Here is a 23,807-nt window from a genome sequence, read left to right as displayed (position 1 = left end):
TAGCGGGGACAGGATTTGAACCTGCGACCTCTGGGTTATGAGCCCAGCGAGCTACCGAGCTGCTCCACCCCGCGTCGGTAAACCCGACTCTACGCCATGGGTGGGGCGATCACGAAATCCGTTCCCGTCCGGCGTGCGCCGGGGGTGCGTCCGGCGTGCTCAGCAGCCGCAGTCGTCGGAGTCGACCGGCGCCGTCAGCGGGTCCGCCGCCTTCTCCGCCGGGCCCTCCCAGGTCTCGTACGCGAAGCCCTCGCGGACCCAGTACTCGAAGCCGCCGAGCATCTCCTTCACCTGGAACCCCCGCTCGGCGAGGGCCAGCGCGGAGCGCGTGGCGCCGTTGCAGCCCGGGCCCCAGCAGTAGGTGACGACGGGGACGGACTTGTCGAGGAGCTGCTCGGCCTGCTCCGCGATCAGGGCGGTCGGCAGGTGGATCGCGCCGGGGATGTGGCCCTGGTCCCAGGAGGCGGTGGAGCGGGAGTCGATGACGACGAAGCCGGGGTCCGTGCCCTCGGCCGTCGCGGTGGCGAGCGCCGAGGCGACGTCGGAGACGTCGGCGTGGAAGGCGAGGCTGGCGGAGAAGTACGCGACCGCGGCGGCGGGCGAGGCCGGGGCGGTGCGGAGGACGGGGTTGACCTGCGGCGTTGTCGTCGTCATGGCCATAAATCTACGGACGACGATCATCGGTCTGAAGTGAGGAACCACGGCAGTCGGGCGCGGCGGCCGGGGAATCCCGGGCCTTGGCGCCGCTCGGCCGGGGATCTCACGCACCGGGACCGTCGACGCCACTTTCGCCCCCGCACAGGCGATGATCACGACTGATCATTTCGGACACGATGGGGGATGGTGCGGAGATGGACATCGAGAGCGGCGAGAAGGAACTGCTCGCCCGGCGCTTCGAGGCCGACCGGGGCCATCTGAGGGCCGTGGCCTACCGGATGCTGGGCTCCGTGAGCGAGGCCGAGGACGCCGTCCAGGAGACCTGGTTCAAGCTCAGCCGCGCCGACATCGGCGGCGTCGGGAACCTGAGCGGCTGGCTGACGACGGTCGTCGGCCGCGTCTGCCTCGACATGCTGCGCTCCCGGGGCTCGCGGCGCGAGGACCCGCTGGAGTACTACGTCCCGGACCCGATCGTCAGCGCCGCGGAGGCCACCGACCCGGAGTACGCCGCCGAGCTCACCGAGTCCGTCGGGCTCGCGCTCCTCGTCGTCCTGGAGACCCTGTCGCCGGCCGAGCGGATCGCGTTCGTGCTCCACGACATGTTCGCCGTCTCCTTCGACGAGATCGCGCGGATCGTGGACCGCACCCCGGCCGCCACCCGCCAGCTCGCCAGCCGGGCCCGGCGCCGGGTGCAGGACGCGTCCCCGGCCGCCGGTCCCGACGCGCGCCGGCAGCGCGAGATCGCCGACGCCTTCCTCGCCGCCGCGAACGGCGGGGACTTCGAGGGGCTGCTCGCCGTCCTCGACCCCGACGTCGTCCTCCGGGCGGACGGCGGCACGCTCCTCGCCGCCGCGTCCAAGCTGGTCAGGGGCGCCGAGGCGGTCGTCGCCCAGGCGCTCATGTACGCGCGGTTCAAGCAGGCGTCGCTGCCGGTCGTGGCCAACGGCGCGCCCGCGTTCGTGGCGGTCGTCGACGGCCGCGCGACCGTGCTCATGTCGTTCACGATCGCCGGGGACCGGATCGTCGAGCTCCAGATCCTGGCGGACCCGGAGCGGGTCGCCGCGCTCGGCCTGACGGAGGAGGAGCTGGCGCGGGCGGTGTAGTCCGCCGTCGCGACCTGCGGGCAGTGCAGCCCGCCGTCGCGACCTGCGGGCGGTGCAGCCCGCCGTCGCGACCTGTGGGCGCACCACGTGCGAGAGGGGGTCATTCGTGCGAATTTGTACGAGTTGGCTCCCTCTTGTCCTGTTGTGATGCAGAGTCCCGCAAAGGTGGAACATCGTGCAGCCGTCTCCCGAGGAGGCCCGCCGTACGGCGGCCGACGCCTGGATCTGGGGCCTCCCGATCCTCGACAACTACCGCACGATCTACGCGCAGGCGGTCGCCGCCGACCCGGAGAAGGGCGGCGGGTTCGGCCGCTTCCGGCACCACGCGGAACCGTTCACCCCGGCCGACACCGACGTCGTGACCCCGAACAACGACACCCCGTACTCCACGGCCTGGCTCGACCTGCGCGCGGAGCCGTACGTGATCTCCGTCCCGGCCGTCGACCGCTACTACGTCCTCCCGGTGCACGACATCGACACCGCGTACGTCGGGTACGTCGGCTCCCGGACCACCGGCCAGGGGCCGGGCGACTACCTGGTCGCGGGCCCGGGGTGGACCGGCGCCGTCCCCGCCGGGATCACCGGGATCCTGCGCGCCGACTCCTTCCTCGTCGGGATCATCGGCCGCACCTACCTGGCCGGCCCCGAGGACGTTCCCGCCCTGCGCGCGGTCCAGGAGGGGTACGGGCTCCGCCCCCTCTCCACGTACGCGGACACGGCCGCCCCGCACCCCGTCGACGAGCCGGTGTGGCCGGTCTGGCGCGAGGAGGACCTCGGGAACGTCGAGTTCTTCACACTCCTCGACTTCCTCCTCGGCTTCTTCCCCGTCCTGGAGGCGGAGCGCGGACTCCGCGACCGCCTCGCGGCGCTCGGGGTGTCGGGCACGGGCGAGTTCGAACCGGCCGCGCTCCCCCCGGAGATCGGGGAGGCGGTCGAGCAGGGCATCGCCGACGGCCGCGCCCGTCTGGCGGCGGCCGACCGCTCCGTCCACCGCTTCGGCACGCGCGCGGAGCTCGGCGGCGACCACCTCGTCCGGGCGTTCTCCGCCGCGACGGGGCTGTACGGGCTTCCCGCCGCCGAGGCCTGGTACGGCGCCTGGCTCGGCGACGACCAGGGCGACGAACCGCCGACCGGGGCCGGTCACGGCCACGTCGTCCACTTCCCGGCCGGGCACCTGCCCCCGGCCCGCTTCTTCTGGTCCCTCACCGCCTACCGGCTGCCCGACCGGTTCCTCGTCGCCAACGAGATCGACCGCTACTCGATCGGCGACCGGACGCCGGGGCTCGTGTACGACGACGACGGCGGCCTCACCCTCCACCTGCGGAAGGACCGCCCGAGCGACCCCAAGGAGGCGGCGAACTGGCTGCCCGTACCCGACGGGCCGTTCAGCCTGATCCTGCGGGTGTACGGCCCCGAGGCCCCGGTCCTCGACGGCTCCTGGACCCTGCCGCCGCTGACGCGGTCGACGGACTGACGCGGCCGACGGACTCACGGGCATCGGCCCGACGGACTCACCCGGCCGACGGACTCACGGGCATCGGCCCGACGGACAAGGGCCCGCGGGTCACTTCCTCCTGCGGGCCGCCCACGACACCGCGCCCAGGGAGACCGCGCCGCTCGCGATGCCGAGGACGGCGCCCGCGAGGACGTCGCCGGGGTAGTGGACGCCGGTGTGCACCCGTGAGTAGCCCACCGCCCCGGCGAGGACGCCGAGCGGCACGGCGGCGGGCGGGATGACGACGCCCACGGCGGTCGCGAAGGCGACCGCCGACGCGGTGTGCCCGGAGGGGAACGAGGCCGAGTCGGGCATCGGGACGTGCCGGCCCACCACGACACGCGCCGCCTCCCGGTCCGGTCGCGGCCTGCGGACCAGCCGCTTGCCGAGGAGGTTGGCCGAGGTCGAGGCCACGGCCACGGCCCCGACTCCCGCGAGCGCGGCGACGCGGGGCCGGCCCGGGAGGAGGGCGAGTCCGGCGGCGACGGCGAACGAGATCTTCGAGTGGTTGGCCGCCGTGGACAGGCGGCGCAGCGCCGTGTCGAGGGTGGGCGTGGGGGTGGCGGCCACGGCCGCGTAGACGGCACCGTCGACGGCGCGGAGGTCGTGCAGGACGGCCCGGAGAGTGGTCCTGGGCTCGGCCTTCTCCGCTGTCGTGTCCGTCGTCATGCCGACTCCTTGCTCGATCATTTCTGGTGGGGCGTCATTTCTTGGGCGTGTGGAAGGCGAGAGCCGTGATCCGGCGCCAGTCGAGGGGCGGCGGCGGCACCACCGTCCCGGGCCGGTCCCGGGGGACGCGGACGCGCAGCGCGCCGGGGCGCAGGGTGCAGACGACGGGGGTGGGGAGGGTGAGGGCCTCGCCGTCGACGGCGACGGAGATCATGGTGGCCCCCTCGGGGGTCCTCGGAGTCCTCGGATCGGCCACGACCTCGACCCTCTGGGCCGTCAGCACGTTCAGGCCGGTCGCCTGGGTGCCCCGTACCGCCAGCTCGGCGGCCTGCGCCGCGCCGTCCACGCGGATGCCGATGACCCCGAGCGCGCCCAGGTCGAGGCGCGGGCGGTGGGCCTCGGTGGTGTCGATGAGGTCGGGAGCGGCGTACGGGTTGTTGCTGACGAGGAGCGCCTGCTGCCCGGGGAGCCGGGTGGTGTCGGCGGTCGCGTCGAGACGGTCCCCGTCGCCGCCCTGGAGCAGGTCGGGGAGGGTGGCGAGGGCGGTGCCGGCCTTCGCGTCGCGGTAGTCCGGGTGCTGCACGACCTCCGCGTACACCCCGAAGGAGACCGTGTTCACGAACGGCCGCCCGGAGACGGAGCCGAGGTCGACCCGGAGCTCCTCGCCGTCCGTCAGGGCGTCGAGGCACGTCGACGGGTCGGTGCGGTCGAGGCCGAGGTCCATCGCGAAGTGGTTGCGGGTGCCGGCCGAGATGACGAGGAACGGCAGGTCGTGCTCGGCGGCGACCTCGGCGACCAGCGCCTGCGTGCCGTCGCCGCCGGCCACGCCGAGCAGGTCGGCGCCGTCGGCGACGGCCTTGCGGGCGAGCGCGGTGACGTCGGGGTGCGTGCTCGGGTCGATCAGCACCACCCGCGCGCCGAGCGCCTCGGCGCGGGCGACGAGGTCGAAGCGCGCGACCTTCCCGCCGCCGGACTTCGGGTTCATGATCAGGACGGGGTTGCGTGGCGGGGCCGCCGGTTCGCCGCGCATCACGAGCGTCCGGTCGACGTCCGGGCGGCGCAGGGCGGCACGGGCGCAGAAGAGGGAGACGGACCAGAGGCCGAGCGCCACCAGCGCGGTGAGCCAGACGCCGCCGACGACGTACAGCGCGAAGACCGCGGCCGGCGCGCCGAGCGCGAGGAGCGCGCCGAGGAAGCGCAGCGGGCCGCGGTGCGCGAGGAACCACCAGATGCCGACGGCGGAGACGGCGAGGCCGACGAGACCGCTCAGGAGGATCAGGAGGCCGCCGCCCAGGGCCGTCAGGAGCACCGCGACGGATGCGGCGGCCGCCGCGAGCGCGCACCGCGCCATCCGCCGGGCAGCCCGCATCGGATCACCCGCCTGGTTCGTCGTCACCGAGTCCAGCCCCTCCACGCCCCACCACCTCCGTACTCCGGATCCACACTCCTTCACGGTCCCCCAGGTCGCGCGTCGGGGTGACCCTTTCGGCGTAAAAAGATCACGGGGTTACTCCCTGCCCCGGAACCAGCCCGAGACACCCGAGGAGTTCCGCGCCCCTGTCCGCGTGCTCGTCCCCGGCGAGCAGCAGGGAACGAGCCGCCTGGTAGCGCGAACCGGCCGCCTCGAAGGCCGTCGCCGTGGCGAGCAGGCGCGGGAGGTCGCCGTCGAGGAGGGCCTCGGCGCGGTCCAGGTGGGCGGTGGCGACGGGATTGCCGGTGACGACGGGCCGGGCGGCGGCGATACGGGCCCTGGCGACGGTGTCCGGGTGCCCGGCGAGGACCGAGGCCTCGGCCCTGACGGAGACGTACCAGTGGAGCCAGACCCAGGTGACCCACTTCCACACGTCCTCCGGCTCGGGCGCGAGCCGGTCGAACGCGGCGGGCGCGTCGCCCTCGTGGAGCAGGAGCTGGGCGTCGAGGAGGGCGCCGTAGCCGTGGCGGTACTCCTCGGCCGTACCCGCCCGTCCCACGATCGCGAGCCACTCCTCGCGGGCGGCCCGGTCGCCGCGCAGGCCGTGGACCAGGGCGACGGAGGCGGCGGCCGGGCCGAGCGAGAAGGACTGCTGGCGGCCGGTCCGCTCCCAGGCGTCGAGGAACCGGGCGCTGCCGGTGAGCACGTCCTCGACGCGGCCGGCGAAGGCGTCCGCGACGAGGAGCCAGGAGGTGGCGTGGTGCCCCACCTCGGCGAGCAGCGGATGCCCGGCGAGCTCCCGCCCGTACCGGCGAGCGTCCGCGAGGGCGCCGACGCCGAGGGCGGTGCCGGAGGCCATGGCGAGCGCGTCGAGCAGCTCGTGCGTACGGGCGGGGGCCGGGGCGAGCGGTCCGAGGAGCGCGACCCGCCGCCGCGCCGCCCCGGCGGCCCCGAACGCGTCCCCCGCCCAGCTCCGTGCCCCCGACAGCGCGTCGAGCGCGGCGGACTCGGCCACGGGGTCCCCGGCCTCCCGCGCCAGCAGCACGGCCTCCTCGGCACAGGCGACGGTCTCGTCGATGCTGTTCTCGGTACCGCCCTGAACGGACCCGAAGGCGTCGAAGTCGACGGCGGCACGAGCGAGCGCGAGCGCGGCGGCGGAGGTGCGGGTGGGGGCGGAGGTGGGAGTGGGGGCGGAGGTGGGGGTGGGGTCGGAGGTGGGAATGGGGTCGGAAGCCGGGTCGGCGGCCCGGTGCCGCTGGAGTTCCCGGGCCTTCGCCAGGAGCGCGCGTATCTCGTCCGGGGGCGGGAGGCGGATGAACTCGCTGGAGAAGCGGTACGCCGTCGTCGCCGCCGTCGCCAGGTCGCGGGCCGCGGCGGCGAGGTCGCCCGACGCCTCGGCCGCTTCGGCGGCCGCGCGGTGGAGGCGGTGCATGTCGTCGCCCAGGCGGCGGCAGCCGGCCACCGCGGCGGCCTGGCGGAGGGGGGCGGCCGGGTCGGTGTCGTCGAGCGCGGCGGCCTGCTCGTACCGGGCCTGGGACTCCCCGAGGAGGTTGCGCGTGAACGACGCCTCCGCCAGGGCGAGGGCCAGGCGATGGGCGTCCGCACGGTGCTCCGGGCGGGAGACGGCCCAGGTCAGGGCCGCCCTGAGGTCCTCCGCCACGGCGTCGAAGCGCGGCCGCCAGTCCGCGTCCTGCGTCGCCGGGGCGGCCGCGTGGGCCCACCCCTCCGTCATCGGCGGCAGGGCCGCCGCCGGAAGCAGGGCCGAAGCCGCCGACAGCGACCAGCCCAGATGGCGGGCCCGGGCCGTCGCCGTCTCGTCCTCCTCCGTCAGGCGCTCGGCGCCGTACTGGCGGATCGTCTCCAGGGCCCGGTAGCGCGTGCCCCCAGCGGACGGCACCACCGCGAGCAGGCTCTGCTCCGCCAGCCGCGCCAGACCGTCCGCGACGTCGGCCGCCGCCAGCGGGGCGAACCCCGCCACCTCGGCCGCCGCGCCCGCCGTGAACGGCAGCGCGAAGACCGACACCCTACGCAGCAGCGCCCGGTCGGCCGGCGCGAGCAGGTCGTGGCTCCAGTCCAGGACCGCGCGCACCGACCGGTGCCGGTCGGCGGCCCTCGGACCGCCGGACAGGATCCTCAGCTGGTCGGAGAGCCCGGCCACCAGCCCGTCCAGACCGAGCGTCGGCCACCGCGCCGCCGCCAGTTCGATCGCGAGCGCCATCCCGTCGAGCCGTTCGCACAGCGCGACGACCGCGTCCCGTACCGCCGGGTCCGACGACGGTACGAGCCCGACCGCCTCCGCCCGTTCCAGGAACAGCTCCACCGCCTCCGACTCCCCTCCCCCGTCCCGCGACAGCGGCGGCACCGGGAAGACCCGTTCGAACGGCACCATGAGCCGTGCCCGGCTCGTCACCAGGACCCGGACGCCCGGGCAGGCCGCGAGCAGCCGTTCCAGGAACGGCGCCACCCCGTCCCGTACCTGCTCGCAGTTGTCCCAGACGAGCAGCGCCCGCCGGTCCGCGAGCGCGGCCACCACCGTGTCGTCCACACCGCGGCCCGGCTGTTCGCCGACGCCCACCGCCGCGGCGACCGCCGCGCCCACCCGGCCGGGGTCGTCGACCGGCGCCAGGTCGACGAACCACACCCCGTCGGCGAAGTCGGCCGCGAGCTCCGCCGCCACCGCGAGCGCGAGGCGGGTCTTGCCCACGCCGCCCGGTCCGACCGCCGTAACCTGGCGGTACGCCTTCACCGCCGCCGCCAGCTCGCCCCGCTCCCGTACCCGCCCGACGAACGCCGTCAGCGGCGCGGGGAGGGGGGCGGGCGCGAGCGCGGCCGGGGCCCGCTCCGCGGCGCGGCGCGAGAGCGCCCGCCGGTCCGGGAGCTCCAGCTTCCGCAGCAGCGAGGAGACGTGCGACTCCACCGTCCGTACGGAGATGAACAACCGCGCGGAGATCTCCGCGTTGCTGAGGTGCTCCCCGAGGAGCGCGAGCACCTCGGCTTCCCGGGACGAGATCGCTGGGGTGGTCACGTGATCAGTATCGACCGAGTCCCCGCGACTCCGTGGTGCTTTCCGTGGTGCTTTCCGTGGTGCTTTCCGTGGTCACCACGGAGGCGGGATCCGCCGCCGTGGCCGAAGGTGGAACCACGCCAAACGGCCGGAAGGCCAACGCCGAACGATCGCCAGGAGCACCCACCATGACCGGTACGTCCCCCACCCAGGGCATCAAGACCGTCCTCCACCCCGTCTCCGACCTCGACAAGGCCAAGGCCGTCTACTCCGCCCTCCTCGGCGTCGAGCCGCAGGTCGACGGCCCGTACTACGTCGGCTTCGAGGCCGCCGGCCAGCACATCGGCCTGCTCCCCGGCGGCGGCCCGCAGGGGCTGACCTCCCCGGTCGCCTACTGGCACGTGGACGACATCGAGACGAAGCTCGGCGAGCTCACCGCCGCGGGCGCCACCGTGAAGGACCCGGCGAACGACGTCGGCGGCGGCCGGCTCGTCGCCACCGTCCTCGACGCGGACGGCAACCTCCTCGGCCTCGTCCAGGACAGCTGAGCCGAGCGCCGACCGATGACGACCGCACCCCGCTCCCGCGCCCAGCGCCGCCACGACACGGAGCACCGGCTCGCCCACGACGTCGACGTCTGGGTGGCCAGCGCCTCGGCGGACGGCCTGCCCTACCTCGTACCGCTCTCCTTCGACTGGGACGGCGAGGCCCTGCTGGTCTCGACCCCGGCGAACAGCCCGACCGGCCGGAACATGGCCGCGACCCGGCGCGTCCGCGTCGGTCTCGGGCACACCCGCGACGTGTCGATGATCGACGGCACGGTGGAGGTCCTGGAGATGGACGCGCTGCCGCGGGACCGGGGTGACCGGTTCGCCGAACGCACGGGCTTCGACCCGCGCACACTGACCACCCCGTACCGCTGGTTCCGCATCACCCCGCACCGCGTCCAGGCATGGCGCGAGGTGGACGAACTCCCGGACCGCGAACTGATGCGCGCGGGCCACCCCCTGCCGTAACCCCGAAACGCCGACCACCGCCCCGCACACCCCCACCCGCACACCCCCGCCCGCACGCCGACACCCAGACGGCCGAACCCAACCCCGCGCCCCCACGCCCCCTGAGGCCCCGGAGCCCCCTGAGCCGCTCAGGGGGCCGCGCGCCGGTCAACTCCCGCCCCCGGGAACCTTCCCCGCGTGCGGTGCGTCCTGCACCAGCATGCGGAAACGTGACGACCCGCCCTGGACGGCCGGATGTCTGACGCTGCTCGCCGGGGCGGCGGCCGGGTACGGGGCCCATCGGCTTTCCCGGGCCGCGCGGCGGACCTGCGCCGTCGTCCTCCGGGAGCACCCCAGCCTGTTCGACTGGTGGACCTGGGAAGCGCCGCTCACCGTCCTCGCCGCGACGTTCACGGCACTCGCCGCGTGGACGGTACCGGCCGCGGTACTCCGGTCCGCACCCCCGCCGGTCCGCCTGCTCGTCCCCGGCACGACCCTCGTGGTCGCGCTCGTGGCCCTCGCGCTCGCCCACTTCGCCTGGCTGGGCACGCCGCTCGGGGTCGGCAACGACACGAACGGCAGCTGCGCCCCCGACAACGTCCCGGCGTGGTGGCCCCACCCGCTGCCCGCCTGACGCGCCTCCGGAGCCGCACCACCGAACGGGCCCGACTCGACGAGGCCGAGTCGTATCTGCATGACGAAGAGCTGTGAGCTTGGGCGGCTTGTTCCGTGTTCTCTGAACTTGGACCGCGCTCTACGGATGCCCCGATGAGCTCTTTGCGTCAATCGATCGTTGCGGAAGTCCTCTGCCCTGGTCAGAAAGTCCCGCACTTTCGACTTTCAGCCATCTCGTACGCAATGTGAACAGCGTCACGTTGGTCGTGATCGGGCTCGGGTTACGGTCCCTCCCGTTCGCGAAGATCAAGCGAGGGGGGAACATCAAGATGCTCATGCGTAAGCGCATAGCCGTCGCAGGAATCGCCGCTGCTCTGGCTCTTCCGGCCGGTATCGCCGTTGCCGGTGAGATCAGCGGCAGTCGGCTGACGTTTTCGATCGCGACCGCCGGGTCCAAGGAAGACGGCGAGCGCTGGAACGGCCCGAGCTCCGGTCACGCCAGGGCGTGTGGCGACGTCCCCACGTCCGACTTGAAGACGTTCAGCGGCTACGTGTACCAGGACAAGTCGCTCATGCCCGATCCGCAGATCGCTTCCACCTCCCGCGGCTACTCTTCGGCCTACGGGTGCGGTTCCTACGGGGGCACCACCACGGGTGGCAAGTACTACACGAAGGCCACGTGGGCCGGTGTTTCGGGCAGCCGTGCCTACGGCTACGTGGCCGCAGAGAACTAATCGGGAAACTGTGTCTGTCGACAGTGACATCGCCGCGACCGGCGCCTCGCCGGTCGCGGTCGTCGAGGGCGCCACGGTCCGCTACAAGACCGTGGTCGCCCTCGACGGCGTGCGCGCGGAGTTCCACTCCGGGACCACCGCCCTGCTCGGCCCCAACGGCGCGGGCAAGACCACCCTGCTCTCCTTGCTGAGCACTGCCAGGCGACCGCACGAGGGGACGGTGTCCCTGCTCGACGAGCCGGTACGTGGCCGGGCCGGACTGCGCAAGGTCCGGGAGCGCATCGGCGTGCTGCCTCAGTCCTTCGGCTACTATCCGCGCTTCACGGTGCGGGAGTTCGTGGAGTACGCGGCCTGGCTGCGCAAGGTGCCAGGTGGACAACGGCAGGAGCGCGTGCGCGAGGCCCTGCGTCTGGTGGAGCTCGAGAAGTACGCGGACCGGCGCATGGGCGCGCTGTCCGGCGGAATGCTCCGCCGGGCCGGAATCGCGCAGGCCGTGGTGAACCGCCCCGCCCTCGTTCTCCTGGACGAGCCGACGGTCGGTCTTGACCCCGCGCAGAGAGTGGGGTTCAGGTCCCTCATCCGTGACCTCGGGGAGCGCTCGGCGGTGGTGATGAGTACTCACCTCGCCGAGGACGTGGCCCACGTCTGTGACCGTGTCCACGTGCTCTTGGACGGCCGGCTGCGTTTCACCGGTACCGCAGCCGACCTGTGTGCCCAGAACCCCGACCACGACGGCAGCGCGCCCGACGGCCCCGCGGTGGAATCCGGCTACCTGGCCGTGGTGCAGGAGAACGGGGTACGGACGTGATCCGCGTGCTGCTTCACGAGATGCGGCGCGGCGAGGCGGGCAAGGTGGCCCTTCTGTCGGCGGTGTCCGGGGTCTGGTACCTGGTCTCGGCGGATGCCGCGACGAGCGACTGGGTCGGCTGGTGGGGCCAGACCAGCATCAAGGTCCAGGTCTTCGGCGTGATCGTCATGGGCTCCTTGATGAGTGCCGCCGCCGCGTGGACCGCGGGCCGTGCCCGGCGCACTCGCACGAGCGCCTGGTCCGACACCACGCCACGCGGAGGCTGGTCACAAGCCCTGCTCCTGTGGGGTGCGGCCTGGATCTGGTCGCTGGCGGTGTACGCCCTGATGACCGTCGTGGCTTTCCAGCGCACGGCCGGCGTCAGCGACGTGACCGAACCCGTGTGGACCCCGCTGCTGCTGGCCGTGGCGATGACCGCACTCCAGATCGCCGCCGGTGTGGCCGCCGGCACCCTCGTTCCGTCCCGGATCACGGCCCCGGCCATGGGAGCGCTCTGGTACGGGCTGTTCGTGTTCTTCGCCTTCGTCCCGGAGCTGCCGCTCGCCGCTCTGTTCCCGGCGATAGACGAACACTGGGACGCCACCTTCCAGCCGCACACCACTCGCCTGTTGATCGCGACCGCTTGGTGCGCGGCCGCGGCCCTCGCCCTGCTTGCCCTGCCCGCTCTCGCGCGCCGTGCGGTGCCTTCTCCCGGCCCGCTTCTGATCGTGCCGGCCATCGTCGCGGCGACGGCCGGAGGCGCCCTGCTGACCTTCCGAGCTCCGGTACCCGACCCGTTCTGGGCCGTCCGCGCCGAGCAGCCCGCCGAACCCCTCTGTGTCACCCAGGGGCGTACGAAGGCGTGCCTGTGGCCGGCCGACAGCCATCTGCTCCCGCAGGCCCGGGCGGCGGTCCGTACCGTGGATGGCGCCCTCGGCTCCCTCTCCGGATTCAACCGCAGCTTCTACGAGACAGGTCTGCGGCCCGAGGGCCCCGGCAGCGCGGAGCTACCGGTATACCGGCCGGTCGTGGACTCCCCTTCCCTCACCGGGGCGATGCTCGACGCATCCCTGCCCCAGCCGCCCAGCGGCTGCGAACCGCACATGCTCAAGGCGGCTGGCGGCTACCCCGACACGTTCCTGTTCCAGGCCGTGGTCTACGCGCGCGCCGAGTTCCCCGCTCCCTATTACGGCGAGGAGTTCTCCCGAGCTCTCGAAGGTGTCCTCAAGGCGCCTGCCGCCGCCCGGGACCAGTGGCTCACCGCCGCGGCCCGTGAGATCGACGCCTGCCGCCCCGTCCCCCCGCTGCCCCGGTGAACCCCGCCCTCGCGCACGCCCGCAGCCGCAACCTGCCGCGGGCGGCCGCCGCGGCAGCGGTGGTGGCCCTGGCCACGGCCGTGTTCACCCGCGGGCAGGTGGACATCCCCGACTTCCGCCACCTGGTCGACTACGCCGTACCCGTGGCGGCGGTCGTTCCCGTCGCGTACGCCGTCGTCCTGGGGACCACCCTCCACACCCCGATGGCCGACTTGGAGCATGTGTCGGCGCGCCCCGTACCCCTCTACCGACGCCTCCAGCTCGTCGCGCTCACCCTGTTCGCCACCGCCCTTACGGCCCTGCCCCTGGCGTTCGGCCTGCCCGTCGAGGTCTTCACCGCCTCGGTCCGCAACGCGGCCGGCTACCTGGGACTCGCGGTGATCAGCGCACGCTTCTTCGGCAGCGGCCTGGCCTGGCTCCTACCCCTGGCCACCTTCGGCCCGACCCTCCTGCTCGGCGTGGGCGTGGACAACACCCCGGAATGGTGGGCCTGGTCCATCCATCCAGCGACGTCTCCAGGCGCCCTGACCATCGCAGCCGTGTTGTGGCTCGCCGCTCTCCTCCTGCCCGGACCCCCACCCAGCGCCGATGACCGGGCGGAGTCCTAGGGCGTGTGTCGAAAGTGGCGCCTGTAGCCGGAGAGGCCGTCAGGGCCCCGCAGTCCGCCGGATCCGCCTCCTGCCCGGCCCCTCCGCTCACGCATCGCTCATCCATCCGCCCTGGAACGACGGAGCGCCCCACCCGATCGCAACCAGGTGGGGCGCTCCCCAGCAGGTCAGAGGGCTACCCCTCCCCCGCCATCGGTAGGCCGTGTGGGACTCGAACCCACAACCAATGGATTAAAAGTCCACTGCTCTGCCAATTGAGCTAACGGCCCTCGGTCAAGCACACCTGAGCAGCATAGCCGGACAGGCCCCCGGAACCGATCGGGTATCCGACACGAGGCGTGGTGCGCACGGTGCTCGTTGCGGGCGACGGTTCCGGGGGGTGCGTGGACGGTGGGTCAGTAGAGGCCCTTGTAGACGTTCCAGCCGCCGCCGAGCCGGTAGCGGGAGCCGTAGCCGCTGCCGCAGGTGCCCTGGTGGACGTAGAGGGAGCCCGTCGTGTCGCGGCCGACGACGTCGGGGCAGGCGTCGCCCGAGATGTCGCCGACGCCGGTCACGGAGGAGTACATGTTCCAGCCGGAGCCGATCCGTTCACGCGCGAGCACCCCGCCGGTCGCCGTGCCGCGGTAGCGCCACAGGTAGCCCGTGCCGTCGACGGCGATCAGGTCGGCGCGGCCGTCGCGGTTCATGTCGCCGGCGCCGACGATCTTCTTGTACACCTTCCAGTTCGTGCCGATCCGGATCCGGGGCTTCAGGCGGTGGTCCGCCGTCCCCCCGAACATGTAGACGTCACCGGTGGTCGTCTGACGCGCGACCAGGTCCGCGAAGCCGTCGCCGTTGATGTCACCCGGCGACGTCAGCGTGTCGTACTGCGCCCAGCCGGTGCCGACCAGCGTGTACGGCGACGCGCCCGAGAGGACCTTGTCGCAGCCCGGCCGGTAGGACCGCAGCTCGTCGCGGACGCGGACCAGGACGTCCGCGCAGCCGTCGGCGTTCACGTCACCGGACGGGACGAAGAGCGAGGCGGTCGGGAACTTCACGCCCGAACCCGCGATCCGCGCCGACAGCGTGCCGTACGCGGTGCCCCGGTACAGGGAGACGACACCCGTCGTGTCCATCACGATCAGGTCGCCCGCGCCGTCCTTCCCGGCCAGGTCGCGCCAGGCCGGCTGGCCGCCGGAGACCTTGACCGTGCCGGTCAGCGACAGGTCCCGGCCCTTGCCGTCGGCCGTACGGGCCGTCAGCTCCCAGGCGTACGAGCCGTTCGCCACCGGCGATCCGCTCGCCGTCCGGCCGTCCCAGACGGGCGCGTCGACGCGGCCCCGGGTCTCGTTGGCCCGGTAGGTGCGGATCACGGTCCAGCTGACGGGGTAGCGGAGGGTCAGCTCCCAGTTCGACGCCGGCTTCGACAGCGTCCAGGAGGCCTTCCAGCCGTTCTTCGACAGCGCGGTGGCCGGGGCGCCGGACGAGGGCGCCGTCAGGTCGGAGGTCGGCACGTTCGTCCACACCGTGTGGACGAGGTTCCGGGCGTCCTTGTACGCGACGGCCCCGCCGAAGCGGTCCACCGTCCACGCCACCCGCCGCGCCGCGGCCACCTGCGTGGCGTCGACGAAGCGGCGGACCGCGGCGGCCCTGTCCGTGTGGAAGTCGGTGATCCGGAGGTACCCGTCGGTGCCCCGCTCGATGAGGTAGCCGTCGCCGAGCAGCGCGCCGGTGGCGACACCGGCCGCCAGGGGGACGGCCTTGCGGGTGACGAGGTCGTAGACGCCCTGCTTGGTGTAGCCCGCGCACGCCCAGTACAGCCAGCGGCCCGCCGTCTGGAGCTCCGTGGGCCGGCAGGTGGCGCCCGTGGCGATCCTGCCGAGGTCCTTGCCGGTGACCAGGTCGACCCGGCCGACCTCTCCCGTCACGGGCGTCGGCGTGTAGAGCGTGTCGCCCCAGAGCGCCGCGGCCGACTGCTGTGTCACCGTCCGGACGGTCCTCGCCGTGTCCAGGTCGACGACGAGCATGTCCTGCCCGGTGAGGACCTGGCCCTGCGCGGTCGCCAGGCCCGTCTGGAAGACGGCCCACCGGCCGAAGACGTCGGCGATCCGACCCTCGCTCCGCCCGGTCGCGACACGGGTCGCCGTGCCGTTCGCGCGGCGGGCGACGACGTCGAGCGACCCGGTCGCGGTCGCCCGCGCCAGGTGGACCGTCCGCCCGTCGCCGCTGTCGAACAGCGGGGTCGTGGCCTCCAGACGGCCCGTCTCCGCCCCGGCGTACGCGGGCCCGGACTGGCCGGTGTGCACGGGACCGACCGGGAGCGTACGGGAGTGGAAACCGGCCTTGCCGGTGTCGGGCTCCAGGGTGGACAGCCGGCCCGAGCCCAGCGCGAGCGCGTCGACCCGCGCCTCCAGGGGCTCCACCCGGCGCAGCTTCTCGACGGCGGGCGCGCCGCCGCTCTTGCCCGGGATCGCCTTGAGCAGGGACCAGTCCGTGGCGGACGTGCCGCCGACGAAGGCCGCTCCCCCGCCGGGCAGCTGCGTCAGCTCCCCCTCGGCCCGGTCCGCGATCCGCTGCGTCCGCCCGTCCGGGTGGAGCGCGTCGAGCCGCCGCCGGAGGGAGGCGTCGGCGCCGGTGGCGTCGCCGAGCGCCAGGACCCATTCGCCGACCAGGGCGACACGGGTGGCGCTCAGGCCCTCCGGGAGGGCGAAGGTCTGCTCGGCGCCGCCGAGCGCGGCGCGCTCCCGCACGTGCACCGTGCGGGAGCCGTCGACCCAGGCGATCTTGTCGGGGCTGACGGCGACGCCGTTGCCGTCCGGGGCGGGGGCCGGGACCACGGTCATCTGCCCGGTGCTCAGGTCCACGACGCCGAGGTCGCTCGGGGCGTACGGCTCCGGGGTCCCGTCCGGGCCGGGCGCGGGCACCCGGCCGAAGCGGAGGACGGCCACGGACGCGTCGCCCGCGACGAGCCGCGCCCGGTCCAGGTCGGCCCCGGCGGGCCAGCCGGTCACGGTGACCGGGGCGGCCGCCTGGTCGGCGGCGCTCCGCAGGAGGAACCCGGTGGTCGTGGTGGTGTCGGCGGCGGAGGCGTACCGCTGGAAGAGCAGCGTCTCGCCGAGGAGCGCCCGGTAGCGGGCGTCCGACGGCACGGAGAGCGCCTGCTCGGTGCCGGCCGTCAGATCCCGCACGTACGGGACGCCGCCGCGCCGCACGACGAGGCGGCGCCCGCCGGTGCCGGCCTCGGCGAAGGTGCCGTGCCCGGCCTCGTACGCCCCGTATCCGAGGGGGACGCGCGCGCCGCTCGCGAAGTCGGTCCACTCCAGCGGCCCGCCGGGGGCGACCCCGGCGGTCTCCGTGGCGTGCGCGTACCCCGTGGCGCCGACGGCGGTGACGACGTCGTGGCGCGGCACGGCCCGCCAGTTCGGCGTGATGTCCAGCTGGTCGATGCCCACGATCGGCGAGGCCTGCGCGGTCGCGGCGGGCGGGAGACCGACCGCCGAGGCGAGGAGCGCTGCGGCGAGGACGGCGGTACGCGTGCGGGGGTGCCGCGCGCGGATGAGACGACGAGACAAGAAGGCCCCTCCCCGGGGGAAACCTGAAGTGCGGAAAGGGCGGAGGAGACTCCGCCGGCCCCCCGGCCCGCGCCCCCGCCCGCGTCAACCGGGCGAGCGTATCCCGTCGAACGGCGTACCGGGCAGCGGAAAAGGGACAGGGCCCGTACCAGCACCGAAGTGCTCGTACGGGCCCTGTCCCTTTCGTCAGGTCACACGGTCTCAGCCGTTGCGCTTCCAGCGCGGCTTGTCGTCGCGGCGGCCGAAGCCACCGGTCGAACCGGCCGGGCCGGAGCCGCGGTGGTCGTCACGACGGCCGTAGGGGCGGTCGCCGCCACCGGAGCGGAAGCCACCGGAGGGACGGTCGTCACGACGGTCGCGGTTGAACGGACGGTCGCCGCCACCGGAGCGGAAGCCGCCGGACGGGCGGTCGTCGCGGCGGAAGCCGCCACGGTCGCCACCTCGGTCGCCACCGCGGTCGTCGCGGTTGAAGCCACCGGAGGGACGGTCGTCACGACGGAAACCACCGGAGGGACGGTCGTCGCGGCGGAAGCCGCCACGGTCGCCACCGCGGTCGTCACGGTTGAAGCCACCGGAGGGACGGTCGTCACGACGGAAACCACCCGACGGACGGTCGTCGCGGCGGAAGCCACCACGGTCGCCACCGCGGTCGTCACGGTTGAAACCGCCGGAGGGGCGGTCGTCACGACGGAAACCACCCGACGGACGGTCGTCGCGGCGGAAGCCACCGGACGGACGGTCGTCACGACGGAAACCACCCGACGGACGGTCGTCGCGGCGGAAGCCACCACGGTCGCCGCCACGGTCGTCACGGCGGTCGTCGCGACGGAAGCCACCGCGGTCACCGCCACGGTCGCCACCACGGTCACGGCGCTCGTAGTTGCCGCGCTCGTCGCGGAACGCCGGGCGCTCCTCGCGACGCTGCTCCTCGGCGCGAGCGGCACGCTCGGCCTCGACGGCGGCGGCGGCGATCTCGGCCTCGGCGGCCTCGGTCACCTCGGCGACGGCGGCCTCGGGGTCCTCGCCACGCTCACGGGCGGCGCGGGCCACCAGGCGGTCGGCCTCCTCGCGGAGCTCGACGGCACGGCGCTGGAGACGCTCGAGCTGCTTGGTCAGGTCGACGACCTCGCGCTCGGCCTGCTTGGCCGAGTTGTTCGCGGAGTCGGCCTGGACCTCGGTGAGCGAACGGGCGCCGGTGATCTCGGCGACCTCCGGGTCGAAGGCGCCGGCACCGCCGACGATGTGGCGCGTGGCGTCGACGCCCGCGTCCTCCATCAGGCGGAAGATCTGACGGCGCTGGTGCGGCAGGGCCAGGGAGACCACGACACCGGAGCGGCCGGCACGGGCGGTACGGCCCGAGCGGTGCAGGTAGTCCTTGTGGTCGCCGGCCGGGTCCACGTTGAGGACCAGGTCGATGCCGTCGACGTGGATGCCGCGGGCGGCGACGTCGGTCGCGACGAGCGCGTTGACGTAGCCGTCCTTGAAGTCGGCCAGGGTGCGCGTACGGGCACCCTGCGTCATGCCGCCGTGCAGCGCGTCGGCCTTGACGCCGGACTCGCGGAGCTGCTCGGCGATGCGGTCGGCGCCCAGCTGGGTGCGGACGAAGATGATCGTGCGGCCCTTGCGGGCGGCGATCGCGGCGGTGACCGGGGCCTTGTCCTTCGGCTTCACGACGAGGACGTGGTGGGTCATGGTCGTGACGGCACCGGCGGACGGGTCGACCTCGTGCGTGATCGGGTCCACCAGGTAGCGCTTCACGAGGGTGTCGATCTCGTTCTCCAGCGTCGCGGAGAAGAGGAGTCGCTGACCGCCCTCGGGGACCTGGTCGAGCAGCTCGGTGACCTCGGGCAGGAAGCCCAGGTCGGCCATCTGGTCGGCCTCGTCGAGGACGGCGACCTGGACGTTCTCGAGGGAGCAGGCGCCGCGGTTGATGATGTCGCGCAGACGGCCCGGGGTGGCGACGAGGATGTCGACGCCGCGCTCCAGGGCGTAGATCTGGTTGCCCATGGACGTACCGCCGCAGACGACCTTCATCTTGAGGCCGAGCACGTCGCCGTACGGCTGGAGGGCGTCCGCGACCTGCATCGCGAGCTCGCGGGTCGGCGTGAGGATGACGCCGCGGGGCTTCTTCTTGTCGGTGTGACCGCCGGCCAGGGTGGCGAGCAGCGGGAGACCGAAGGAGAGGGTCTTGCCGGAGCCGGTACGGCCACGGCCGAGGATGTCCTTGCCGGCCAGGGCGTCCGGGATGGTCGCCGCCTGGATCGGGAAGGGGGTGGTGACGCCGTTCTGGGCGAGCTTGCGCACGACGCCCTCGGGCAGACCGAGGTCGCCGAAGGTGATGGTGGGCTCGTCGGACTCCTCGGAGTCCTCGTCGGTGTCGACGACGTCCGTGTCGAGGTCGTCCGCCTCGACGACGTCGACGATCTCCACGATCTCGGCGGTCTCGGAGGCCACCACGGCCTCGACGATCTCGTCGTTCTCGGGCATGACGGCGTGGTCAGAACTGAAAATGGACATGCGAAATGCGAAACCTTCCGGAGTCTCGGCACGCGCCCGTCAACTCCGTGAATTCGCAAATCGACCGCCTCAATGCGGTCAGCCACGGCTAGGGAGAGTACGCGCCACACGGCGCTCTTCTGTTTCGGCGCCGGGCAATGGGATCAAACGATCTACCACCATACGCACCCTCCCCCACCCGTGGCAAATCGGACTACGTCACACCGGTCCGGCCTGGGGCGAAGCGGCCGGTTCCGAGGGGGCTTCCGGCCCGTCCGCCGCCCGCATCCCGCCGAGCTGGGCCTCGGGTGCCGGGGCCGGCGGATCGGTCGGGTTCGAGGTCGGCTCGGGCGTCGGCTCCGGGTCCGGCGTCGTCGGCTCGGGCGTCGGCTCCGGCTCCGGCGTCGTCGGCTCCGGCTCCGGCGTCGTCCCGCCGCCGCCCGACGTGTCGGGCTCGCCGCCGCCGTCCCCGCCGCCGCTCCCCGCGTCACCGCCGCCGCTGCCGCCGCCCGAGCCGTCGCTCCCGCCGCCGCCCGCGCCCCCGCCGTCGGCGGAGCCCCCGCCCGGACCCGTCGAGCCGCCCGCGGTGGAACCGCTGCCGCTCGCCGAGGGGATCTTCGTCACGCCGTCGACGCCGGTCGGGCCCTCCACCGGGACCTTCGCGCCCGCCGAGGGGGACGCGGAGGCCGAGGGGGATCCGCTCGGACCCGGGGACCTCGACGTGCCGCCCTTCGCGTCGGGCTCGCCGCCCTCGGCCGGCCGGCCGCCCCAGGAGCCGTCGCCCCCGTCGCCGGGGAGGCCGCCGCCCCCGCCGTCGGACGCGGTCGTCCCGCCCTGCTTCCCCCCGGACGCGGCGGGCACCGGCTTCGCCCCCTCGTCGCTCACACTCATACAGCCGCTCAGACCGGCACAGGCCGCGACGGCCAGCGCGGCGGCCGCCCATCTCACCGGGGTGGGCAAATGGCGCACGGGGGCACCTCCAGGGACACAACAGGCAGGGAACAACGCGTCGCCCTGCCCAACTCCCCGCGCGTCACAAGAGACACGGTGCGCGGGCGGGCCGGGCCGCCCCCGGCCCGCCCGCGCCGCCCGGCCCGCCGCGGGGCGGCTCAGCCGTAGCCGAGCGCGTGCAGCCTGGCGTCGTCGATGCCGAAGTGGTGGGCGATCTCGTGGACCACGGTGATCTCGGTCTCCGCGACCACGTCCTCGTGCGACTCGCACATGCGCAGCGTGGGCCCCCGGTAGATCGTGATCCGGTCCGGCAGCACGCCGGCGTACCACTCACCGCGTTCGGTCAGCGGCGTCCCCTCGTAGAGCCCGAGCAGCTCGGGGTCGTCCGGGGCGGGCTCGTCCTCCACGAACACCGCGACGTTGTCCATCAGCCGGGCGAGCTCCGGGGGGATCCGGTCCAGCGCCTCGGCGACAAGTTCCTCGAACTCCTCGCGCGTCATCTCCAGCACGGGCCCATTCTCCCCCGTAAGGGGGTCCTGGCCGAGGGTGCCCGAGAACCGTTTTGGCGATCCCGGCCGACATCCCATATGCTTCTCACGTCCCCGACGCACTGGGAAGTGCGCAGGTGGGCCCTTAGCCCTCATCGTCTAGTGGCCCAGGACGCCGCCCTTTCAAGGCGGTAGCACGGGTTCGAATCCCGTTGGGGGTACGCATGACCGTGTGCGAGACTAGTTCTCGCACAATGCAAGGCTCTGTGGAGCAGTTGGTTAGCTCGCCACCCTGTCAAGGTGGAGGTCGCGGGTTCAAGTCCCGTCAGAGTCGCTGAAGCTGGAGACAGCTTCGTCCCCAAGCTCTTCGAGCGGGGGGATGCCCCTGGCTGGGTAGCTCAGTTGGTACGAGCGATCGCCTGAAAAGCGATAGGTCGCCGGTTCGACCCCGGCCCCAGCCACATGTCGAAAGCCTCCTGACGTCATCGTCAGGAGGCTTTCGTGGTTCCCGGGGGTCCACCGCGGCCGGGGAGCCACGGCGGTCCGGAGCGCCGGTGGCCTCGGCAGGCTTCTCCCGGCCTGCCGAGGCCCGTGGCCTCAGAGCGTCAGGTCGGCGATCTGGACCTGCTGGATCTGGGTGGTGCCCTCGATGATCTCCTGGATCTTGGCGTCACGGAGGTGGCGCTGCACCGGGAAGTCCGGACCCACGCCGTTCGCCCCGTGGAGCTGTACGGCGTCGTTGGCGGCCTGGAATCCGGCCCGGGAGGCGAAGTACTTGGCGATCAGCGTGTGGCGGATCGCGTCCCGGTGGTTGACGGCACGGAGCGCGCCCGCCTGCCGGCAGAGCAGTCGCGCCGCCTCCACCGAGGCGATCATCTCGGTGAGCAGGCCCCGCACCAGCTGGTGGTCCTTGAGCTGCACGCCGAACTGCGTGCGCTCCCGGGCGTACTCCAGGCTCGCGGTCAGGCAGCCCTGCGCCAGGCCCACGGATCCGTACGCGGTGCTGAACCGTCCGTAGTCGAGGGAGCCGGTGGCCACCAGGTCGAAGGTGAGACGGCCGTGGCTGATGAGGTTGGCCGCGGGGATGACGCAGTTGTCGAAGGTCAGCTCGGCGAGCTCGGAGGCGCGCAGGCCCAGGAGACCGGAGATCGGCTCGGTGCTGAAGCCCTCGGTGCCGCGTTCGACGACGAAGGCCGCGGGGTCACCGTCCAGCTGGGCGAAGACCAGGAAGATCCCCGCACGCTGGCCGAAGCTGATCCACTTCTTGCGCCCGTTGAGGACGAAGGTCTCGCCGACGCGCTCGGCGGTCGTCGATCCGTTCCTGGCGTCGCTGCCGGTCTCCGGCTCGGTGAGCGCGAACGCTCCGACCGTCTCGCCCGTGCCGATGCGCGGCACCCAGCGGTCGGCCTGCTCCTTGGTGCCCCACTTGAGAATGGCGTGGGCGACCATTCCCTGGACGGCCACCAGGTTGCGGATGTTGCCGCAGCCGCGGCCCAGCTCCTCGCTGAGCAAGCCGTACGTCTCCGTGTCCATGGCCTGGCCACCCGCCTCGGTGGGCAGGGTCGGCACCAGGAGACGGGACTTCCCCAGCAGTTCGACGATGTCGTCGGAGAGGGCCTGCTCCCGGTCCCAGTGGTTCGCCCGGGGGATCAGGTGATCATCGGCGAACCGCGCGAACACGGCCTGGTCTTCGCGCTGTTGCGCGGTCAGTGCGTACTGCATTGCGTTCCAATCCCCTGTGCCACTGCCGCCGGCCATGCCGCAGGATCGCTGCCGTGCTGGCTCAGGAAGGCATGGACCAGCCGTTCGAGGCCGAACCCGACGCATCCGCTGGCGATCGGTCCTCCCTGCGGTCCCTGGATGTCGAAGGACTCCCCGAAGAAGTGCCCGTGAAGGTTGAACGAACCGATGGCGATCGACCGGTCGGACGCCACCGGCAGCAGGAGCTCGAACTTCAGCTCCATCATCCGCTGCGAGAAGATCTTGCCCGCGGTGTCGGCGTTGGCGAAGAAGTGGTCGTTGGCCACCTCGCACCGGCCCACCAGCTCGAGCTCCTCCATCAGCGCGAACGTCTGTCGCATCACGGAGTTGCGGCACTCGGCCGCGAACTCCGGGGTGCCCATGAAGACGATCTCGCGGATGGTGAAGTCCCAGAGCCGCTCCAGGCTCGTGTGGTAGCGGGACTCGTGCCGGAACGCCTTGCCCCGCGCCGTGACGACCGAGTCGCCCGCCATCCGGCTTCCCTGGAACTGGTGGAAGCTGTGGTAGCACATGGTCGGCGGCAGGCAGTAGTCCTGGTTGGAGCAGTGCGCGAAGAGGTCGTCCGGAAGCCGCTGCTCGGCCTTGTACTGCTCGACGAACCGCTCGTACACGTCGATGTCGTTGTGCAGCCGGGTCACGAACATCGGGAACTGCGGGAACGACCCGAAGTATCCGAACTTGTCCAGAACGCTCGTCGGCAGCAGCGTGGGGTACTGGTACTCCCTCGCGTGGTCGAGGCTGAGCGCGATGGCCCGCAGCCTCTTGTCAAGGAAGGCGAAGAGGGATATCAGCGGCTCCCCGAAGCCGACTTGACCCTCACCCGACACAAACACGTCACCCCGCGCCTGGAGTTCGGCGAAAGTGTCCGTGAACTCGGTCTCGGACACCGGCGACTCCCACACCACACGCGGCGGCATCGGGCGCTGGGTAAGGATCTGTTCGGCCACCATTCTGTTGATCTTTTCGGCCAGATCGCCGGAATCTGTTGCGGACAGCGTGAGTTCCACGCTGTCCACGAAGCCGTCTTCCTTGAACAGCTTGAACTCTTCGATCGAGCTGGACACGAAGAAGAGCCGCTTCATCAGTTCGGAAGCCAGATCGTCCGGCACCCGCTGATTCAGACGGATATTCACCGTCGGCATCCGAAAGCCTCCCCGTCGGCCGTC

Annotated in this window: 19 protein-coding genes and 5 tRNA genes; 12 read left to right on the top strand and 12 right to left on the bottom strand. The window is 72.9% G+C overall.

Translation table 11 applies throughout. From position 1 onward, the window contains the following. Positions 1–74, bottom strand: a tRNA-Met gene (locus tag AB0G79_RS31180). A gap of 85 nt (positions 75–159) precedes the next feature. After that, positions 160–654, bottom strand: a complete 495-nt coding sequence (locus tag AB0G79_RS31175) for a rhodanese-like domain-containing protein (protein ID WP_360812421.1) — start codon at positions 652–654, stop codon at positions 160–162. 197 nt (positions 655–851) lie between these two features. On the opposite strand from AB0G79_RS31175, the gene AB0G79_RS31170 reads away from it, so the two are divergent. Together AB0G79_RS31170 and AB0G79_RS31165 are read left to right on the top strand one after the other, a co-directional pair. Beyond that, positions 852–1,760 (top strand): sigma-70 family RNA polymerase sigma factor, encoded by a 909-nt coding sequence (locus AB0G79_RS31170; protein WP_360812419.1) that lies wholly within the window; start codon positions 852–854, stop codon positions 1,758–1,760. 175 nt (positions 1,761–1,935) lie between these two features. Then, positions 1,936–3,234, top strand: a complete 1,299-nt coding sequence (locus AB0G79_RS31165; protein WP_360812417.1) for a DUF1254 domain-containing protein — start codon at positions 1,936–1,938, stop codon at positions 3,232–3,234. A 90-nt stretch (positions 3,235–3,324) separates the two neighbouring features. Here the strand turns inward: AB0G79_RS31165 and AB0G79_RS31160 are convergent, their stop codons facing one another. From AB0G79_RS31160 to AB0G79_RS31150, 3 genes are all read right to left on the bottom strand, one after another. Further along, on the bottom strand, positions 3,325–3,924 hold the full coding sequence (locus AB0G79_RS31160) for a phosphatase PAP2 family protein (protein ID WP_360812415.1): 600 nt from the start codon (positions 3,922–3,924) through the stop codon (positions 3,325–3,327). 34 nt (positions 3,925–3,958) lie between these two features. Next, the gene (locus AB0G79_RS31155) at positions 3,959–5,293 is read right to left on the bottom strand and encodes a diacylglycerol kinase family protein (protein WP_360812447.1); all 1,335 of its coding nucleotides are present in this window, start codon (positions 5,291–5,293) and stop codon (positions 3,959–3,961) included. 130 nt (positions 5,294–5,423) lie between these two features. Then, positions 5,424–8,360, bottom strand: coding sequence for a LuxR C-terminal-related transcriptional regulator (locus AB0G79_RS31150; protein ID WP_360812413.1), 2,937 nt, complete (start codon positions 8,358–8,360; stop codon positions 5,424–5,426). 167 nt (positions 8,361–8,527) lie between these two features. On the opposite strand from AB0G79_RS31150, the gene AB0G79_RS31145 reads away from it, so the two are divergent. The 7 genes from AB0G79_RS31145 to AB0G79_RS31115 all read left to right on the top strand — a co-directional run bounded on the left by AB0G79_RS31145 (position 8,528) and on the right by AB0G79_RS31115 (position 13,394). Then, positions 8,528–8,887 carry a VOC family protein gene (locus AB0G79_RS31145; RefSeq protein ID WP_360812411.1) on the top strand — a complete coding sequence of 120 codons (360 nt, stop codon included), beginning with the start codon at positions 8,528–8,530 and terminating at the stop codon, positions 8,885–8,887. A gap of 15 nt (positions 8,888–8,902) precedes the next feature. Then, entirely contained in the window at positions 8,903–9,355 is a 453-nt protein-coding gene (locus tag AB0G79_RS31140; RefSeq protein ID WP_360812409.1) for a pyridoxamine 5'-phosphate oxidase family protein, read from the top strand. A gap of 199 nt (positions 9,356–9,554) precedes the next feature. Next, positions 9,555–9,968, top strand: a complete 414-nt coding sequence (locus AB0G79_RS31135; protein WP_360812407.1) for a hypothetical protein — start codon at positions 9,555–9,557, stop codon at positions 9,966–9,968. Between the two features lie 226 nt (positions 9,969–10,194). Next, complete coding sequence (locus AB0G79_RS31130) at positions 10,195–10,683, top strand: hypothetical protein (RefSeq protein WP_360812405.1); 489 nt, start codon at positions 10,195–10,197, stop codon at positions 10,681–10,683. Positions 10,684–10,693: 10 nt separating this feature from the next. Then, complete coding sequence (locus tag AB0G79_RS31125; RefSeq protein ID WP_360812403.1) at positions 10,694–11,491, top strand: ATP-binding cassette domain-containing protein; 798 nt, start codon at positions 10,694–10,696, stop codon at positions 11,489–11,491. A 5-nt stretch (positions 11,492–11,496) separates the two neighbouring features. Continuing rightward, positions 11,497–12,786, top strand: a complete 1,290-nt coding sequence (locus tag AB0G79_RS31120) for a hypothetical protein (RefSeq protein WP_360812401.1) — start codon at positions 11,497–11,499, stop codon at positions 12,784–12,786. After that, entirely contained in the window at positions 12,783–13,394 is a 612-nt protein-coding gene (locus tag AB0G79_RS31115) for a hypothetical protein (protein WP_360812399.1), read from the top strand. Before AB0G79_RS31120 ends, AB0G79_RS31115 begins: the two co-directional genes overlap by 4 nt. Before the next feature lie 196 nt (positions 13,395–13,590). Here AB0G79_RS31115 and AB0G79_RS31110 read toward each other — a convergent pair. From AB0G79_RS31110 to AB0G79_RS31090, 5 genes are all read right to left on the bottom strand, one after another. Next, positions 13,591–13,663: transfer RNA gene (locus AB0G79_RS31110), tRNA-Lys, on the bottom strand. Positions 13,664–13,789: 126 nt separating this feature from the next. Further along, on the bottom strand, positions 13,790–16,945 hold the full coding sequence (locus AB0G79_RS31105; RefSeq protein WP_360812397.1) for an FG-GAP-like repeat-containing protein: 3,156 nt from the start codon (positions 16,943–16,945) through the stop codon (positions 13,790–13,792). Positions 16,946–17,146: 201 nt separating this feature from the next. Further along, positions 17,147–19,462: a DEAD/DEAH box helicase gene (locus tag AB0G79_RS31100; RefSeq protein ID WP_360812395.1), complete on the bottom strand. Its 2,316-nt coding sequence runs from the start codon at positions 19,460–19,462 to the stop codon at positions 17,147–17,149. A gap of 198 nt (positions 19,463–19,660) precedes the next feature. Next, the gene (locus AB0G79_RS31095; protein WP_360812393.1) at positions 19,661–20,332 is read right to left on the bottom strand and encodes a hypothetical protein; all 672 of its coding nucleotides are present in this window, start codon (positions 20,330–20,332) and stop codon (positions 19,661–19,663) included. Positions 20,333–20,550: 218 nt separating this feature from the next. Then, positions 20,551–20,901 carry a metallopeptidase family protein gene (locus tag AB0G79_RS31090; RefSeq protein WP_360812391.1) on the bottom strand — a complete coding sequence of 117 codons (351 nt, stop codon included), beginning with the start codon at positions 20,899–20,901 and terminating at the stop codon, positions 20,551–20,553. 127 nt (positions 20,902–21,028) lie between these two features. Between AB0G79_RS31090 and AB0G79_RS31085 the strand changes: the two genes are divergently transcribed. The 3 genes from AB0G79_RS31085 (at position 21,029) to AB0G79_RS31075 (ending at position 21,341) form a co-directional block, all read left to right on the top strand. After that, positions 21,029–21,101: transfer RNA gene (locus AB0G79_RS31085), tRNA-Glu, on the top strand. A 39-nt stretch (positions 21,102–21,140) separates the two neighbouring features. Further along, positions 21,141–21,214, top strand: a tRNA-Asp gene (locus AB0G79_RS31080). Positions 21,215–21,267: 53 nt separating this feature from the next. Next, positions 21,268–21,341 (top strand) — tRNA-Phe (locus AB0G79_RS31075). Positions 21,342–21,477: 136 nt separating this feature from the next. Here AB0G79_RS31075 and AB0G79_RS31070 read toward each other — a convergent pair. Both AB0G79_RS31070 and AB0G79_RS31065 read right to left on the bottom strand, forming a co-directional pair. After that, positions 21,478–22,602, bottom strand: a complete 1,125-nt coding sequence (locus AB0G79_RS31070) for an acyl-CoA dehydrogenase family protein (protein ID WP_360812389.1) — start codon at positions 22,600–22,602, stop codon at positions 21,478–21,480. After that, a complete protein-coding gene (locus tag AB0G79_RS31065) occupies positions 22,587–23,783 on the bottom strand; it encodes a hypothetical protein (RefSeq protein ID WP_360812388.1) in 1,197 nt (398 codons plus the stop codon). Before AB0G79_RS31065 ends, AB0G79_RS31070 begins: the two co-directional genes overlap by 16 nt. Positions 23,784–23,807 lie beyond the last annotated feature (24 nt).

This window comes from Streptomyces sp. NPDC020807, from assembly GCF_040641575.1.
GTDB lineage: Bacteria > Actinomycetota > Actinomycetes > Streptomycetales > Streptomycetaceae > Streptomyces.
The sequence above is the reverse complement of the archived record's forward strand: the minus strand, read 5'-3'. Positions and strand labels throughout refer to the sequence as shown.